Here is a 14,086-nt window from a genome sequence, read left to right as displayed (position 1 = left end):
GGCTGCGTCTTTCAGCGGAGCGAGAGCATCCCGAGGCTGCTCAGGACGGCCTGCTTGCGGTCGAGGTTCAACCGCTCCGTCTCGTCCGCGAGGCGGCCCAGCTTCTCCCACAGGGTGGACCACTCGGCAAGCGAGCGGCCCTCGGCCCAGGGCAGCGCCGCCCCCTCGCGCACCGCGCCGCGCAGCCCGGCCGCCATCGCCCGCCGCAGCAGGGCCATGAAGGTGGCGAGCGCCGCCGCATCCCGCCGCGCCGTGACCCGGTCGGCGATGTCCTGCGCCCGACGCGGGTCGAGCCGCGGCAGGCCGGCTAGAACCTCCTCCACCATGGCCTGGAGGGCGAGCCCCTCGCCTTCCGCCAGCAGCAGGGCGCGGCCGGGGCAGCCATCGGCGATGCGGGCGAGGCCTGATCGCTCCGGCCCGCCGAGCTCCGGCAGCCAGCGGCCGAGCAGCCCCTCCATCGCCGGCGCCGGCAGCGGTGCCAGGTCGAGCCGCCGGCAGCGGCTGCGGATGGTCGGCAGCAGCCGGTCCGGCGCGCTGGTGACGAGCAGCTGCACGGTGCGCGGCGGCGGCTCCTCGAGCGTTTTCAGCAGGATGTTGGGGACGACCTCGCGCTCCGCCCGCTCCAGCTCCTCGACGACGACAGCGCGCCAGCCGCCCTCGGCCGCGGTCATTGCCATGAAGCGGAGGGCAGCGCGGGCATCCTCGGCGCGCAGCACCTCCTTCTTGCCGCGCTCCCCGGTATTCGGCGCCATGCTGAAGAGGTCGGCATGGGCGCCGGCGGCGATCCGGCGGAAGACGGGGTGGTCCTCCGGCAGGTGGAGCGGCACCTGCCCTGGCCTGGCCGGGGGCAACCCGGCCAGCAGCCAGCGGGCGAAGCGATAGGCGAGCGTCGCCTTCCCGACTCCGGAAGGCCCGGCAATCAGCCAGGCATGCGGCAGGCGGCCGGAGCGCGCTGCCTCCTCCAGCGTGCGCGCGGCATCGTCATGCCCGACGAGGTCGGGGTTGGCGCGGGGTTCGTGCGGTGTCACGGCAGCAGGCGGCGGCGCACGGCCTTCAGGATCTCGCCGGCAACGCCCTCCGGCGTGTCGCTCGCGTCCAGCAGCAGGCAGCGTTCCGGCTCCGCCGCGGCGATGGCGCGGAAGCCGTCGCGGACCCGGGCGTGGAAGGCCGGGTCCATGGCCTCGTAACGATTGGCGTCGCCACGGGCGGCGGCACGGGCGAGGCCCGCTTGGGGTTCGATTTCGAGCACCAGCGTAAGGTCAGGCTTCAGCCCCTCCAGCGCAACCGCCGCCAGCGCGTCGAAGACCCGGCGCGGCACGCCCTGGCCGAAGCACTGATAGGCCAGCGTCGAGTCCGCGAAGCGGTCGGAGACCACCCAGGTCCCGGCGTCGAGCGCCGGCCGGATGGTCCGCTCCACATGCTCCCGCCTTGCGGCGAAATGCAGCATGCATTCCGCGACGCCGTCCCACGGCCCCTGCCCGAGCAGCACGCCGCGGACGGCCTCCGCCCCTGGCGCCCCGCCCGGCTCCCGCGTGCGGAGGACGGGGATACCCTCCGCCGCCAGCGCCGCGACGAGCCGCCCCGCCTGGGTGGACTTGCCCGCCCCCTCCCCGCCTTCCAGCGTGATCAAGCGGCCCCGCCCCATCAGCCGCCGATCCAGCGGCCGATCACCGCCGGGATGCGAGAGACGAGGCCAAGCTTGTCCACATCGGCGCCGGCCTGCAGCGGCAGGGAAAGGTTCGGCACGCCCTGCCCGCCCACCTCCAGCCGACCGAGCTCCTGGCCCTTCTGAACCGGCGCCGCGATCGGCGCGTCGTAGCGCAGCTTGGCCTGCAGCCGCTGGCGCCACTGCCGCGGCAGGGTGACGACGACATCCTTGCCGCCGACCAGCGGCACCGTCTTGCGGTCGCCGAGATGCACCGGCACCTCCTCGATCACGTCGGCCGCGCGGAACAGCACGACATTCTCGAACTCACGGAAGCCCCATTCCAGCAGCCGCTCGCTTTCCTCGCCACGGGCCCGCATGCTGGGCAGGCCGTTGAAGACGAGGATCAGCCGCCGGTCGCCCCGCCTGGCGCTGGCGGTGAGGCCGTAGCCGGCCTCCTCCGTGTGGCCGGTCTTGAGCCCATCGGCACCGGGCACGCGGGCGAGCGTCGGGTTGCGGTTCTCCTGGGTGATGTTGTTCCAGGTAAAGCTGCGCTCGTTGTAGTACCTATAGTATTCCGGAAAGTCGTTGATGATCCGCCGGCCGACCCGCGCCAGGTCGCGGCAGGTCATCCGGTGCTCCGGGTCGGGCCAGCCGGTAGCGTTGCGGAAGTTGCTGTCGGTCAGGCCGATCTTCTTCGCCGTCTCGTTCATCATCTCGGCGAATTGCTGCTCGGAGCCGGCGATGCCCTCGGCCAGCACGATGCAGGCATCATTGCCCGACTGCACGATGACGCCGCGGATCAGCGCCTCGACCGGCACCGTGTTGCCGATCTGGACGAACATCTTGCTGCCCTGCATGCGCCAGGCGCGCTCGCTGACCGGGAGCTCCTGGTCGAGCTTCAGCCGCCCTTCCTTCAGCATGCTGAAGACCATGTACATGGTCATCAGCTTCGACATGGAGGAAGGCGGCATCCGCTCATCGGCGTTCTTCTCGAGCAGCACCGCATCGGTGTCGGCGTCGATGATGAGCGCCTGGCGGGCGATGGTGTCGAAGGGGCCGAGCGGCGTGCTGGCCGGGGTCGGCGCCGGGCCGGAGGGCGCATTGCGCGCCATGCCGGGCCGGGGGGCGTTGCCGCTCCGCGGCTGGGCGAAGGCCGGCAGGCTGGCCGAGGTCAGCGCCGCGGCGGCGGGCAGGATCAGGCCGCGGCGGGTGGAACCCAGGACCCCGGGCTTCGGGGCATCAGGGCGGGATGGCATGGCGGGCTGACTCCGGTGCGGTGCGCATCGCATACGCTGTTGCACCCCTGCCGCTCAAGGCCTTGTGTGCACCGACCGAAAAACGAGACGCTGGCGTGGCTTGCGGAACGCTATTCGACCAGCAGCCGAACCTCCGACAGCCCGGCCCGCAGCACGGCGCCGACGGCTCGGTCGGCCGCGGCGATGTCCGGGATAGGCCCGGCGACGACCCGGTACTGCGGCTGCCGCCCGCCGCCGAAGGGCTCGACCCTCGGCGCCACGCCCGGGATCCGCGCCGCCTGCCGCTGCGCCAGGTCACGGCGGAAGAAGCTGCCCGCTTCGACCAGCAAGCGCCCCGGCCGTGCGGCGCGGGTCGTCACCGTCTCCGGCAGCGGATCGGGCGGCAGTTCGGGCCGAGCCTCGGCAAGCGGCCGTGCGGTCGTCTGGGCGAGGACGGGGCGCGCCACCGCCTCGCGCGCGCCGGGCAGCGGCGGCAGCGCCTCGCGCTCGACGGCGGCGCGGGGCGCGGCGGCGAGCGCGAGCGCCGGCCGGTCCGGGCTCGGCAGGGCGCCGGCGAGGGCCTGGCTCGGCCCGGTCTCGACCCGGATGCGCACCTGCGCCGCCCCACCGGCCGGGATGCCGAGCAGCTGCGCCGCCCGCGGCGACAGGCCGATGATCCGCCCCGGCTGGGCCGGCCCACGGTCATTGACCCGGATGCGGACCTCCCGCCCGGTCTCGAGGTTCCAGACCGAGACGACGGCCGGCAGCTGCAGGGTGCGGTGGGCGCCGACCAGCCGGTCCGGGTCATAGACCTCGCCATTGGCGGTGGGCTGGCCTGGGCGCCCGCGCGGCAGGACGGCGGCGATGCCGCTCTCCTCGAGCCCGAAATCCTCCCTCGGATAGGACCAGACACCGCCCAGCGAATAGGGCACGCCGAGCGTGTACCGGCCGGCGGGCGCAGGCGGCGCCTGGCGATCGCATCCCGCCGCCAGCAGGGCGAGCGCCAGGGCGGCAGCCAGCCTCAACCGACGCGGTCCGAGAGCAGCCCCACGGCCAATGCGTAGTTCACCGGCGGGTTGTAGCGGCGGATCACCTGGAAATTCTTGTGGCAGAGGAAGACCTGCGTGGTGCCGTTGCGCGGCAGGACGAGACCCGTCTCGATGTCGGAGGCCGGCAACGGTCCGCCATCGACGCGGCGGAAGCCCATCCGCCCCCATTCGCGCAGCGGCCGCCGGCTGTCCGTCTCGGCCCGCTCCTGGTCGAAGCCGGGGGGCACGAGCACCGCCTGGCCCCAAGGCTCCTCCTCCCGCCAGCCATGGCGGGCGAGGTAGTTGCCGATGGAGGCCAGCGCATCGGCGCGGCTGTCCCAGATGTCACGCCGCCCGTCGCCGTCGAAGTCGACGGCCAGCCGGTCGAAATTGGTCGGCATGAATTGCGGCTGGCCCATCGCCCCGGCCCAGCTGCCCTTCATGCGGGCGGGCGCGACATGGCCGCCATCCAGTACCTTCAGCGCGGCGAGGAGCTCCGTGCGGAAGTAGCTCGACCGCCGCCCGTCCCAGGCAAGGGTCGCCAGCGCCTCGATCACCCCGAAGCCGCCGGTATTGGTGCCGAAATTGGTTTCCATCCCCCAGATCGCCACGATCACGCGGGGATCGACGCGGAAGCGGGTGCCGATGGCCGAGAGCAGGCTGCGGCTCTCGCCGTAGTTCCGCCGTCCGTTCTCGATCCGGGTCTGGGAGACGATGCGGTCGCGATACTCCTCCCAGCTCATCGACCCTTCGGGCTGCTTCCGGTCCAGCTCCAGCACCCGGTCATTCGGGCGGAGGCCGGTGAGCGCCCGCTGGAGGGTGGCGGGCGAGACCCCGGCACGGCGGGCATCGCTGCGCACGCCGTCGAGGAAGGCATCGAAGCCAGAGGTGGCGGCGCGGGCCGGCGCGGCGAGCGCCACCGGAACGGCAAGGAACAAGCGGCGTGGGAGCATGGCGCGACAGGTGCCATGAGCCCCACCCTTTCCGCAACCATGACGTGCTCTTCAAAGCCGGAAAGGCGGTGCTAGGATCGCGGGACAGAAGGGGAAACGTCATGGCCGCCGTCACCGAAACCATCGCCCAGTATTGCGCGACGCTCGATTTCCAGGCGCTGCCCGCCGAGGTGCAGGAGCGCACGCGCTTCCTGGTGCTCGACCTGGTCGGCAACATCATCCGCGGCCGGCACGACGCGGAGAGCACCCCTGCCCTGCTCGCCGCGGCCCGCGCCCTTGGCCTCGCCGCCGGCGGCTCCGCCGTGCTCGGCGATTCCGCGCGCTACACCCCAGCCGGGGCGGCGATGCTGAATGGCGCCCTCGCCCACAGCCTCGACTTCGACGACACCCATGCGGCGGGCACCCTGCACCCTGGCGCGCCGGTGATTCCCGCAGCGCTGGCGGCTGCCGAGATGGTCGGGGCCGATGGACGCACGGTGCTCTCGGCCATCGTCGCCGGCTATGAGGTGACGTGCCGCCTTGCCCTGGCCCTGCCGGGCGGCGACCACTACGATCGCGGTTATCACCCGACCGCCACCTGCGGCGCCTTCGGCGCGGCCGCCGCCGCGGCACGGGTCTTTGGCCTCGACGCCCGCGGGATGCAGGATGCCTTCGGCATCGCCCTCTCCCAGGCCGCCGGCAGCCTGCAATTCCTGGCGAATGGCGCCTGGACCAAACGCTTCCAGGTCGGCTGGAGCGCGATGAACGGCCTCGCCGCCGCGACCCTGGCACGGGAGGGCTTCCGCGGCGCCTCCGAGGCCTTCGAGGGCAAGGCCGGCTTCCTCCGCGCCTATGCGCCGAAACCGACGCCTGAGCGCGCCCTCCAGGGCCTCGGCCACCAGTTCGAGCTGATGAACACGGCGGTTAAGCCCTACCCCTCCTGCCGCTACGGCCATGCCTGCATCGACGCCGCCATCGCCTTCCACCAAGAGCTCGGGCTGAAGGCCGAGGAGATCGAGGCCGTCACAATGGGCCTGCCCAACAAGGGCATGCTGCTGGTCGGCGCCCCCCTCGCCTACAAGCAGAACCCGCAGAATGTCGTGGACGGCCAGTTCAGCGGCCCCTTCGTCGTCGCCTGCGGCCTGGTGCACGGCCATATGGGCTGGGACAGCTACGCCCATCTGCAGGACCCGGCGGTGCGCAGCGTCCTCCCCAAGGTCAACTGCGTCGAGGATCCGGAGGTCCAGGCCCTCTTCCCCGACTACATGTCCGGCAAGCTGACGCTCCGGGCGCGCGGGCAGCAGCATGTCCGGCTGGTGAAGATTGCCAAGGGCGAGCCGGAGAATTTCCTCACCGAGGCGGAGCTGAGGGCGAAGTTCCACGGCCTGGTCGATGCCGTGCTCGGCCGCGACCGCGCGGTGCAACTGGCCGATGCGGTGATCGGCCTCGACCGGGCGGCGGATGTGAACGGCATGCTGCGGCTTGGCGCGCCGATGATGGCGGCGAGGCTCGCCGGGGAGTAATCCCCGGTCCTACTTGTCCTCGAGCTGGCCGAGGAAGGCGCGGAAGTCCCGCGCCTCGCCGAAATTGCGGTAGACGCTGGCGAAGCGGACATAGGCCACCTGGTCCACCTCCCTCAGCGTCTCCATGACGATCTCGCCGATCTGGCGCGAGGTCACCTCTGCATCGGCTTCGGTCTCCAACCGGCGCTGGATGCCGTTGACGATGCGCTCCACCCGGTCCTCGTCGACCGGGCGCTTGCGCAGCGCGACGCGGATGGAGCGCGCCAGCTTCTCCCGGTCGAAGGGAGCCCGGCGGCCATCGGTCTTCAGCACCGTCAACTCGCGGAGCTGCACGCGCTCGAAGGTGGTGAAGCGGCTGCCGCAGGCCGGGCAGGAGCGCCGGCGGCGGATGGCCGCCGCGTCCTCCGCCGGGCGGCTGTCCTTCACCTGGGTATCGTCACTGCCGCAATACGGACACTTCATCGATAGATCGGGAAGCGTTGGCAGAGGGCGAGGACCCGGGCCTTCACGCTCTCCTCCACGGCCGAGTTGGCCGTGGCATCATTGGCCCGCGCGAGCCCGTCCAGCACCTCGCCGATAAGCCGGCCGACCTCGCGGAACTCCGCCTCACCGAAGCCGCGCGTGGTGCCGGCCGGCGTGCCAAGGCGGACGCCGGAGGTGACCATCGGCTTCTCCGGGTCGAAGGGGATGGCGTTCTTGTTGCAAGTGAGGTGCGCGCGGTTGAGCGCCCCCTCCGCCGCCTTGCCGGTCAGCCCCTTCGGCCGCAGGTCGACCAGCAGCAGATGGTTCTCCGTCCCCCCCGTGACGAGGTCGAGGCCCTGCGCCTTCAGCTCCTCCGCCAGCGCCACCGCATTGGTGACGACGGCCCGGGCATAGGCGCGAAACTCGGGCTTCAGCGCCTCGCCGAAGGCCACCGCCTTGGCGGCGATCACATGCATCAGCGGCCCGCCCTGCAGACCCGGGAAGACGGCCGAGTTGAACTTCTTGGCCAGCGCCTCGTCATTGGTGAGGATCATGCCGCCGCGTGGCCCACGCAGCGTCTTGTGCGTCGTCGTGGTCGCCACATGCGCATGCGGGAAGGGCGAGGGGTGTGCCCCACCGGCGACCAGCCCCGCGAAATGCGCCATGTCGACCATGAACCAGGCGCCGACCTCGTCCGCGATCTCGCGGAAGGCCTCGAAGTCCCAGACCCGGGCATAGGCCGAGCCGCCCGCGATGATCAGCTTCGGCTTGTTCTCGAGCGCGATCCGGCGGACCTCCGCCATGTCGATCCGCTGATCCTCCCGGCGCACCGTATAGGGCACCGGCTTGAACCACTTGCCGGAAAGGTTGGCCGCCGAGCCATGGGTCAAATGCCCGCCAGCCGCCAGGTCGAGGCCCATGAAAGCATCGCCCGGCTGGAGCAGCGCCAGGAACACCGCCTGGTTGGCCTGCGCCCCGCTATGCGGCTGCACGTTGGCGAAGCCGCAGTCGAACAGCTTCTTCGCCCGCTCGATCGCCAGCGTCTCCGCCACGTCGACGAATTCGCAGCCGCCATAGTAGCGCCGGCCCGGATACCCTTCGGCATACTTGTTGGTCAGCACCGAGCCCTGCGCCTCGAGCACCGCCCGGGAGACGATGTTCTCCGAGGCGATCAGCTCGATGCCGTCCTGCTGCCGGCCGAGCTCCTGCCCGATGGCAGCGGCGAGGTCCGGGTCGGCCTCGGCGACCGAGGCGCTGAAGAAGCGGTCCGGGATGCGGTAGGCGGTGGTCTCGTTCATGGCGTCACCCCTTCGGAGCAAGCTTGGCGAGGCGCCGGGCATGCCGCCCGCCCTCGAATTCGGTGGCGAGGAAGGCCCGGAGCGCGGCGAGCGCGAGTTCCGGCCCGGTGGTGCGAGCGCCGAAGCAGGCGATGTTGGCATCGTTATGCGCCCGGGTCAGCCGCGCCTCGGTGGCGGAGTGCAGCACCGCCGCGCGGATGCCGCCATGGCGGTTGGCCGCGATCTGCACGCCGATACCCGTCCCGCAGACCAGCACGCCGTACTGGGCTTCCCCGGCCTCCACCGCGGTGGCGACGCGATGGGCGAAATCCGGATAGTCGACGCTCTCGGCGGAGTTGGTCCCGACATCGACCAGCTGGTGGCCAGCCTCGGCCAGGGCCTGCTGCAGCACGGATTTCAGCGGCAGGCCGGCATGGTCCCCGCCGATGGCGATGGTGAGCTGGGTCATGCGGCGTCCCTACCACGCAATGGGCCTCGCCGGATATGGTGCCCACAAGGGCTTGGGCGCAACCCCGGCCCGCACCCGGCCGGACCGATCCCCGGCCGGCGCCTCTCTCATCCCGCTTCCGTCCCGGCCCCGGACATGGCACGGATAGGCGAGCGGAGGAGCACCCCATGGTCAACAGCACCAATCCCGAGACCCTGGCGCTGCATGGCGGCAGCTACCGGGCCGATCCCACCACCGGCTCGGTCGCCGTGCCGATCCACCAGACGACGAGCTTCCAGTTCCAGGATACGGGCCATGCCGCCCGGCTCTTCGGCCTGGCCGAGCTCGGCAACATCTACACCCGCATCATGAACCCGACCTGCGACGCGCTCGAGACACGGGTCGCGGCGATCGAAGGGGGGGTGGCGGCGCTCGCGGTCGGCTCCGGCCAGGCGGCGACCAGCTTCAGCGTGCTGAACCTCTGCTCGGCCGGCGACAACATCGTCTCCTCGACCGACCTCTATGGCGGCACCTGGAACCTCTTCGCCAATACCTTGAAGCAGTTCGGCGTCGAGGTCCGCTTCGTTGACCCGGCCGACCCGGAGGGCTTCGCCCGCGCCACCGACGCCCGCACCCGCTGCTACTATGCCGAAGTCCTGCCGAACCCGAAGCTGCAGGTCTTCCCGATCGAGCAGGTGGCCGCCATCGGCCGCCGCCTCGGCGTGCCGCTGATCATGGACAACACGGCGGCCCCCATCATCTGCAAGCCGCTCGCCCTAGGCGCCGCGGTCGTCATGCATTCGACGACCAAATTCATCGGCGGCCATGGCACCAGCATCGGCGGCATCGTGGTCGATGGCGGCAATTTCGACTGGGAGGCCGGCGGCGACCGCTTCCCGACCCTGAACCAGCCGGACCCGAGCTACCATGGCGCGGTCTGGACCCAGGCGGCGAAGCCGCTCGGCCCCATCGCCTACATCCTGCGGATGCGCACCTGCCTGCTGCGCGACATGGGCGCCCCGATGTCGCCCTTCAACGCCTTCATGTTCCTCCAGGGGCTGGAGACGCTGCCGCTGCGGATGGAGCGGCATTGCGCCAATGCGCTGAAGGTCGCAGCCTACCTCTCTTCCCACCCCAAGGTGACGAAGGTCATCCACCCGAGCGTGCAGACCGGCGAGGCCAGGCGCCGGGCCGATGCGGCGCTGCATGGCGGCTATGGCAGCCTGATGGGCTTCGAGATGCAGGGCGGCGCCGAGGCCGGCGCCCGCTTCATCGACAACCTGAAGATGCTCTACCACGTCGCCAATATCGGCGACGCCCGCTCGCTCGCCATCCATCCGGCGACGACCACCCACAGCCAGCTCTCCGCCGAGGAGCAGGCGGCGACCGGCGTGACGCCCGGCTATGTCCGCCTCTCCATCGGCATCGAGCATGTGGAGGACATCATCGCCGACCTCGCCCAGGCGCTGGAGGCGGCATGAGCATCGGCGCCCCCGTCGGGGCCTTCCCGGCGACACGCATGCGGCGCAACCGGCGCGACGCCTGGACGCGCCGGCTGAATGCCGAGAACACCCTCACCGTCGACGACCTGATCTGGCCGATCTTCATCCGCGAGGGCACCGGCCAGACCACCGATGTCGCCTCCATGCCCGGCGTCGTCCGCGTGACGCTCGACCGGCTCGCCGGCCATGTGGAGGGGGCGGCGAGCCTCGGCATCCCCGCCATCGCGCTCTTCCCGATGACGCCGCCCGAGCTCAAGAATGCCGAAGGCACCGAGGCGCTCAACCCCGAGAACCTGATGTGCCGGGCCGCACGCCTGCTGAAGCGCGAATTCCCCGAGCTCGGCCTGGTCGGCGACGTGGCGCTCGACCCCTATACCGACCACGGCCATGACGGGGTGATCCGGGAGACTCCGGCGGGCGACTATGTCCATAACGATGACAGCGTCGCCATCCTCGTCACCCAGGCGGTGAACCAGGCCGCGGCCGGCATCGACGTCATCGCCCCCTCCGACATGATGGACGGCCGCATCGGCGCCATCCGCGCGGCGCTCGACGAGGCCGGGCTGATCGACACCCGCATCATGTCCTATGCGGCGAAGTATGCCTCCGCCTTTTATGGCCCCTTCCGCGATGCGGTCGGCAGCGGCAGGGCCTTGCGCGGCGACAAGAAGACTTACCAGATGGACCCGGCCAATTCGGACGAGGCGCTGCGCGAGGTGGCGCTCGACCTGGCCGAGGGCGCCGACATGGTCATGGTCAAGCCGGGGATGCCCTATCTCGACATCGTGCGCCGGGTGAAGGATCGCTTCGGCGTCCCCACCTTCGCCTATCAGGTGAGCGGCGAGTACGCGATGATCGTGGCCGCGGTCCGCAATGGCTGGCTGGAGCATGAGCGGGCCATGCTGGAGAGCCTGCTCGGCTTCAAGCGCGCCGGCGCCAATGGCGTGCTCACCTATTTCGCGGTGGAGGCGGCGCGGCTGCTCCGCGCCCGGTCATGAACACCGACTGGCTCGGCCTCGCCGACAAGATCGCGGTCGTCACCGGCGCCGCGGGCGGCATGGGCCGTGCCATCGCTGTCGCCTTTGTCGATGCCGGTGCCGCCGTCGCCCTGCTTGACCGAGAGAAGGATGGGCTGCTGGCGCTCGAGGGCCAGCTCACCGCCGCCGGCGGCCGCGTCGCCGCCATCGCCTGCGACACCGGGTCGGAAGCGAGCATCGCCGATGCCGCCCGCGCCTCGGCCGACAAGCTGGGCCCGGCCGATATCCTGGTGAACAATGCCGGGATCCTGCGCGCCGGGCCGCTCGCCACCCTGCCCCTCGAGGAGTGGAACACACTGCTCTCGGTGAACCTCACCGGGTACCTGCTCTGCGCCCAGGCCTTCCGGCCGCAGATGCTCGGGCGTGGCGGCTCCCTGGTCCATATCGCCTCGATCGCGGCCAGCAACCCGCAGCCGCGCAGCGGCGGCTACAGCCCGAGCAAGGCGGCCGTTGCCATGCTCTCCCGCCAGCTCGCGCTCGAATGGGGCCCGGACGGCATCCGCAGCAACGTCGTGAGCCCCGGGTTGATCCGCACGCCGATGTCGGAGAGCTTCTACCAGGCGCCGGGGGTGAAGGAGCGGCGCGAGGCCATGCTGCCGCTCCGCCGCATCGGCACGCCCCAGGACATCGCCGATGCGGTGATCTACCTCGCCAGCGCGCGTGCCTCCTATGTGACCGGCGGCGAGATCCTGGTCGATGGTGGGCTCGGCCAGGTCATCATGGAGCTGACGCCCCGCCCGGGCTACTGAGCCCCTCGAAAAAGGCGCCGATTGCCCGGGCGGCGAGGCTTTCCTTGTCCCGGTCGTAGAAGCCGCAATGCCCGCCGCCCGCGACCCGCAGCGGCAGCACCGCCGGGCACTCTGCCCAGTCGATGCCGTCCATCACCGAGACCGGCACCAGCGGGTCGTCCTCCGCCATGACCAGCAAGGTCGGCACGCGCAACCGCGGCAGGGCGGCGGCCGGGCGGTTCACCTCGAAGAAGACGGCGAGCGAGGGATAGCCGAAGCGGGGCGCCGTGACCTGCGCCTCGAACTCCATCAGCGAGCCGGCTCGCCGCGCCGCCTGGCGCAGCGGCTCGGGCAGGTCGGTGGCCGGCACGGCCAGCACCTCCCGCCGGTAGAGCGCCAGCAGGGCCCGGCCGAGGACGGGGTTGGCGTCGATCGCCGCATAGGCCGCCTCCGGCTCCAGCGGCGGGCCGATGGCGGCGGCGCCGAGGATGGCGGGCAGCGCCTCCCCCTCGCGGACGAGCAGGTTGAGCACCAGCGCCCCGCCGAGCGACCAGCCGGCCAGCACCAACCCCTGCCCTGTCAACGCCTCCGGCAGCACCGCGAGCGCCTCTGCCAGGTCCTCGCTGCGGCCGAGATGGTAATGGCTGGTGCTGCGGGCGAGGCTGCGGGCGCTGCCGCGCAGGTTCAGCCGCAGGACCGGGAAGCCCCGCCGCAACAGCGCGGCCGCCGCCTCGCGGAGATAGGGATCGTCCTCCGTCCCGGTCAGGCCATGGACCAGCACGGCCAGCGGCCGCCCATGCTCCGCACCTGGTAGATGGAGCATGGCAGCCAGCGCATCGCCATCCGCCATCGGCAGCCAGAGGCGATGCCCGGGCGGCAGCCGCGCCGGCCAGGGCCATCGCAGCGCCCGGAGCGTCTGCAAGGTGCCGCCCAGCCAGGGCGGCCGCGGGCGGAAGGGCACGGGCGATGGCGTCATGCCACCGCCAACGCGCTGCCGCCGCCGCGGTTACAGGACCCCCTTCTCCCGCAGCCCCGCGATCTCCTTGGCCGACATGCCGAGAACCCCACCCAGCACCTCCTCCGTGTGCTGCCCGAGGACGGGCGGCGGGCTCCGGTACTCGGGGGGCGTCGCCGAGAGCTTCACCGGGTTGGCGATCACCTTCACCGTCTCGCCCGAGGCGTGCGGCAGCTCCAGCACCATGTTGCGCGCCTGGACGTGCGGGTCGGCGAAGACCTGTTCCAGCGTGTTGATCGGGCCGCAGCCGATCTTCAGCGCCTCCAGCGCCTCGATCCATTCGGCCGTCGTCTTAAACCGCATCACCGGCGTCAGCGTCTCTGTGACGAGCTGCCGGTTGGCGACGCGCTTCGGGTTGGTGGCGAAGCGCTCATCGGCCAGCAGATGCTCGAGCCCGTTCGCCTTGCAGAAGCGCTCGAAGGTTGGGTCGTTGCCGACGGCCAGGATGATGTAGCCATCCTTGGTCGGGAATTCTTGATAGGGCGCGATGTTCGGATGCTGGTTGCCGAGGCGCGGCGGGTTCTCGCCCGTTGCCAGGTAGTTCATCCCCTGGTTGGCGAGCCAGGCGACATGGGTATCCAGCATGCCGATGTCGATCTGCTGCCCTTCCCCCGTCGCGTTGCGATGGTTCACCGCGGCGAGGATGCCGATGCAGCCATAGAGCCCGGCGAAGAGGTCGGCGACCGGCACGCCCACCTTCTGCGGCGACCCGCCCGGCTCCCCGGTCAGGGACATGACGCCGCCCATTGCCTGGATCAGCGCGTCATAGCCGGGCCGCGGCGCATAGGGCCCGGTCTGGCCGAAGCCGGTGATGGAGCAGTAGATCAGCCGCGGATACCGCTCCCGCAGATGCTCCCAGCCGAGGCCGTATTTCGCCAGCGCGCCGACCTTGAAATTCTCGACCAGGATGTCGCAATGCCCGAGCAGCCGGTGGATCACCGCCTGGCCCTCGGGCCGGGCAAGGTCGAGGGTGACCGACTTCTTGTTACGGTTCACGCCGACGAAATAGGCGCTCTCCCGCGTGTTCGGCACGAAGGGCGGGGCGAAGCCGCGGGTGTCGTCGCCGGCCTCGGGCCGCTCGATCTTGAAGACCTCGGCGCCGAGGTCGCCCAGCATCTGCGTGCAGGTGGGCCCCGCCAGCACCCGGGTCAGGTCGAGCACCCTGAGCCCCCGCAGCGGCCCGCCCTTCACTCCGTCCTGCATCACCCTCTCCCTCCCCTCGCGGCCATGATCCTCTCCTCTGATGCCCCA

14 protein-coding genes are annotated in these 14,086 nt (G+C 71.2%); 4 read left to right on the top strand and 10 right to left on the bottom strand.

Annotated features, from left to right (window positions below; all coding sequences use genetic code 11):
• Nucleotides 1-11: 11 nt before the first annotated feature.
• From AC5JJ1_RS26150 to AC5JJ1_RS26130, 5 genes are all read right to left on the bottom strand, one after another.
• Complete coding sequence (locus AC5JJ1_RS26150; protein WP_495788055.1) at nucleotides 12-1,028, bottom strand: DNA polymerase III subunit delta'; 1,017 nt, start codon at nucleotides 1,026-1,028, stop codon at nucleotides 12-14.
• On the bottom strand, nucleotides 1,025-1,645 hold the full coding sequence (tmk, locus tag AC5JJ1_RS26145) for a dTMP kinase (RefSeq protein WP_495788054.1): 621 nt from the start codon (nucleotides 1,643-1,645) through the stop codon (nucleotides 1,025-1,027). Before tmk ends, AC5JJ1_RS26150 begins: the two co-directional genes overlap by 4 nt.
• Nucleotides 1,645-2,904: a D-alanyl-D-alanine carboxypeptidase family protein gene (locus tag AC5JJ1_RS26140; protein WP_495788053.1), complete on the bottom strand. Its 1,260-nt coding sequence runs from the start codon at nucleotides 2,902-2,904 to the stop codon at nucleotides 1,645-1,647. The genes tmk and AC5JJ1_RS26140 overlap by 1 nt, the downstream gene beginning before the upstream one ends.
• 110 nt (nucleotides 2,905-3,014) lie before the next feature.
• Nucleotides 3,015-3,908 (bottom strand): septal ring lytic transglycosylase RlpA family protein, encoded by an 894-nt coding sequence (locus AC5JJ1_RS26135; RefSeq protein WP_495788052.1) that lies wholly within the window; start codon nucleotides 3,906-3,908, stop codon nucleotides 3,015-3,017.
• Nucleotides 3,905-4,864, bottom strand: a complete 960-nt coding sequence (locus tag AC5JJ1_RS26130) for a lytic murein transglycosylase (protein ID WP_495788051.1) — start codon at nucleotides 4,862-4,864, stop codon at nucleotides 3,905-3,907. The genes AC5JJ1_RS26135 and AC5JJ1_RS26130 overlap by 4 nt, the downstream gene beginning before the upstream one ends.
• A gap of 101 nt (nucleotides 4,865-4,965) precedes the next feature.
• On the opposite strand from AC5JJ1_RS26130, the gene AC5JJ1_RS26125 reads away from it, so the two are divergent.
• Nucleotides 4,966-6,366, top strand: a complete 1,401-nt coding sequence (locus AC5JJ1_RS26125) for an MmgE/PrpD family protein (RefSeq protein WP_495788050.1) — start codon at nucleotides 4,966-4,968, stop codon at nucleotides 6,364-6,366.
• 9 nt (nucleotides 6,367-6,375) lie between these two features.
• Here the strand turns inward: AC5JJ1_RS26125 and nrdR are convergent, their stop codons facing one another.
• The 3 genes from nrdR to rpiB are packed head-to-tail and all read right to left on the bottom strand — an operon-like array spanning nucleotide 6,376 to nucleotide 8,574.
• On the bottom strand, nucleotides 6,376-6,828 hold the full coding sequence (nrdR, locus tag AC5JJ1_RS26120; protein WP_495788049.1) for a transcriptional regulator NrdR: 453 nt from the start codon (nucleotides 6,826-6,828) through the stop codon (nucleotides 6,376-6,378).
• Nucleotides 6,825-8,126, bottom strand: coding sequence for a serine hydroxymethyltransferase (gene glyA, locus AC5JJ1_RS26115; RefSeq protein WP_495788048.1), 1,302 nt, complete (start codon nucleotides 8,124-8,126; stop codon nucleotides 6,825-6,827). The genes nrdR and glyA overlap by 4 nt, the downstream gene beginning before the upstream one ends.
• Before the next feature lie 4 nt (nucleotides 8,127-8,130).
• Nucleotides 8,131-8,574: a ribose 5-phosphate isomerase B gene (rpiB, locus tag AC5JJ1_RS26110; RefSeq protein ID WP_495788047.1), complete on the bottom strand. Its 444-nt coding sequence runs from the start codon at nucleotides 8,572-8,574 to the stop codon at nucleotides 8,131-8,133.
• Between the two features lie 167 nt (nucleotides 8,575-8,741).
• On the opposite strand from rpiB, the gene AC5JJ1_RS26105 reads away from it, so the two are divergent.
• From AC5JJ1_RS26105 to AC5JJ1_RS26095, 3 genes are read left to right on the top strand one after another with little or no spacing between them, the layout of a single operon-like run.
• Nucleotides 8,742-10,034, top strand: a complete 1,293-nt coding sequence (locus tag AC5JJ1_RS26105) for an O-acetylhomoserine aminocarboxypropyltransferase/cysteine synthase family protein (protein WP_495788046.1) — start codon at nucleotides 8,742-8,744, stop codon at nucleotides 10,032-10,034.
• Entirely contained in the window at nucleotides 10,031-11,053 is a 1,023-nt protein-coding gene (gene hemB, locus AC5JJ1_RS26100) for a porphobilinogen synthase (protein ID WP_495788045.1), read from the top strand. The genes AC5JJ1_RS26105 and hemB overlap by 4 nt, the downstream gene beginning before the upstream one ends.
• A complete protein-coding gene (locus AC5JJ1_RS26095) occupies nucleotides 11,050-11,841 on the top strand; it encodes an SDR family NAD(P)-dependent oxidoreductase (protein WP_495788044.1) in 792 nt (263 codons plus the stop codon). Before hemB ends, AC5JJ1_RS26095 begins: the two co-directional genes overlap by 4 nt.
• On the opposite strand, the gene AC5JJ1_RS26090 is transcribed toward AC5JJ1_RS26095, so the two are convergent.
• Together AC5JJ1_RS26090 and AC5JJ1_RS26085 are read right to left on the bottom strand one after the other, a co-directional pair.
• The gene (locus AC5JJ1_RS26090; RefSeq protein ID WP_495788043.1) at nucleotides 11,810-12,796 is read right to left on the bottom strand and encodes a YheT family hydrolase; all 987 of its coding nucleotides are present in this window, start codon (nucleotides 12,794-12,796) and stop codon (nucleotides 11,810-11,812) included. The two genes, AC5JJ1_RS26095 and AC5JJ1_RS26090, sit on opposite strands and share 32 nt — an antisense overlap.
• 30 nt (nucleotides 12,797-12,826) lie before the next feature.
• On the bottom strand, nucleotides 12,827-14,038 hold the full coding sequence (locus AC5JJ1_RS26085) for a CaiB/BaiF CoA transferase family protein (protein WP_495788042.1): 1,212 nt from the start codon (nucleotides 14,036-14,038) through the stop codon (nucleotides 12,827-12,829).
• Nucleotides 14,039-14,086: the final 48 nt, after the last annotated feature.

This window comes from Belnapia sp., assembly GCF_059504005.1.
Note: the sequence above shows the minus strand (reverse complement) of the source record. Positions and strands in the feature narration are given on the sequence as shown.

Bases quoted from the DNA above. Each gene is read 5' to 3' on its own strand.
- tmk (WP_495788054.1), bottom strand. From the start codon at position 1,645: ATGGGGCGGGGCCGCTTGATCACGCTGGAAGGCGGGGAGGGGGCGGGC.
- AC5JJ1_RS26140 (WP_495788053.1), bottom strand. From the start codon at position 2,904: ATGCCATCCCGCCCTGATGCCCCGAAGCCCGGGGTCCTGGGTTCCACC.
- AC5JJ1_RS26130 (WP_495788051.1), bottom strand. From the start codon at position 4,864: ATGCTCCCACGCCGCTTGTTCCTTGCCGTTCCGGTGGCGCTCGCCGCG.
- AC5JJ1_RS26125 (WP_495788050.1), top strand. From the start codon at position 4,966: ATGGCCGCCGTCACCGAAACCATCGCCCAGTATTGCGCGACGCTCGAT.
- nrdR (WP_495788049.1), bottom strand. From the start codon at position 6,828: ATGAAGTGTCCGTATTGCGGCAGTGACGATACCCAGGTGAAGGACAGC.
- glyA (WP_495788048.1), bottom strand. From the start codon at position 8,126: ATGAACGAGACCACCGCCTACCGCATCCCGGACCGCTTCTTCAGCGCC.
- rpiB (WP_495788047.1), bottom strand. From the start codon at position 8,574: ATGACCCAGCTCACCATCGCCATCGGCGGGGACCATGCCGGCCTGCCG.
- AC5JJ1_RS26105 (WP_495788046.1), top strand. From the start codon at position 8,742: ATGGTCAACAGCACCAATCCCGAGACCCTGGCGCTGCATGGCGGCAGC.
- hemB (WP_495788045.1), top strand. From the start codon at position 10,031: ATGAGCATCGGCGCCCCCGTCGGGGCCTTCCCGGCGACACGCATGCGG.
- AC5JJ1_RS26095 (WP_495788044.1), top strand. From the start codon at position 11,050: ATGAACACCGACTGGCTCGGCCTCGCCGACAAGATCGCGGTCGTCACC.
- AC5JJ1_RS26090 (WP_495788043.1), bottom strand. From the start codon at position 12,796: ATGACGCCATCGCCCGTGCCCTTCCGCCCGCGGCCGCCCTGGCTGGGC.
- AC5JJ1_RS26085 (WP_495788042.1), bottom strand. From the start codon at position 14,038: ATGCAGGACGGAGTGAAGGGCGGGCCGCTGCGGGGGCTCAGGGTGCTC.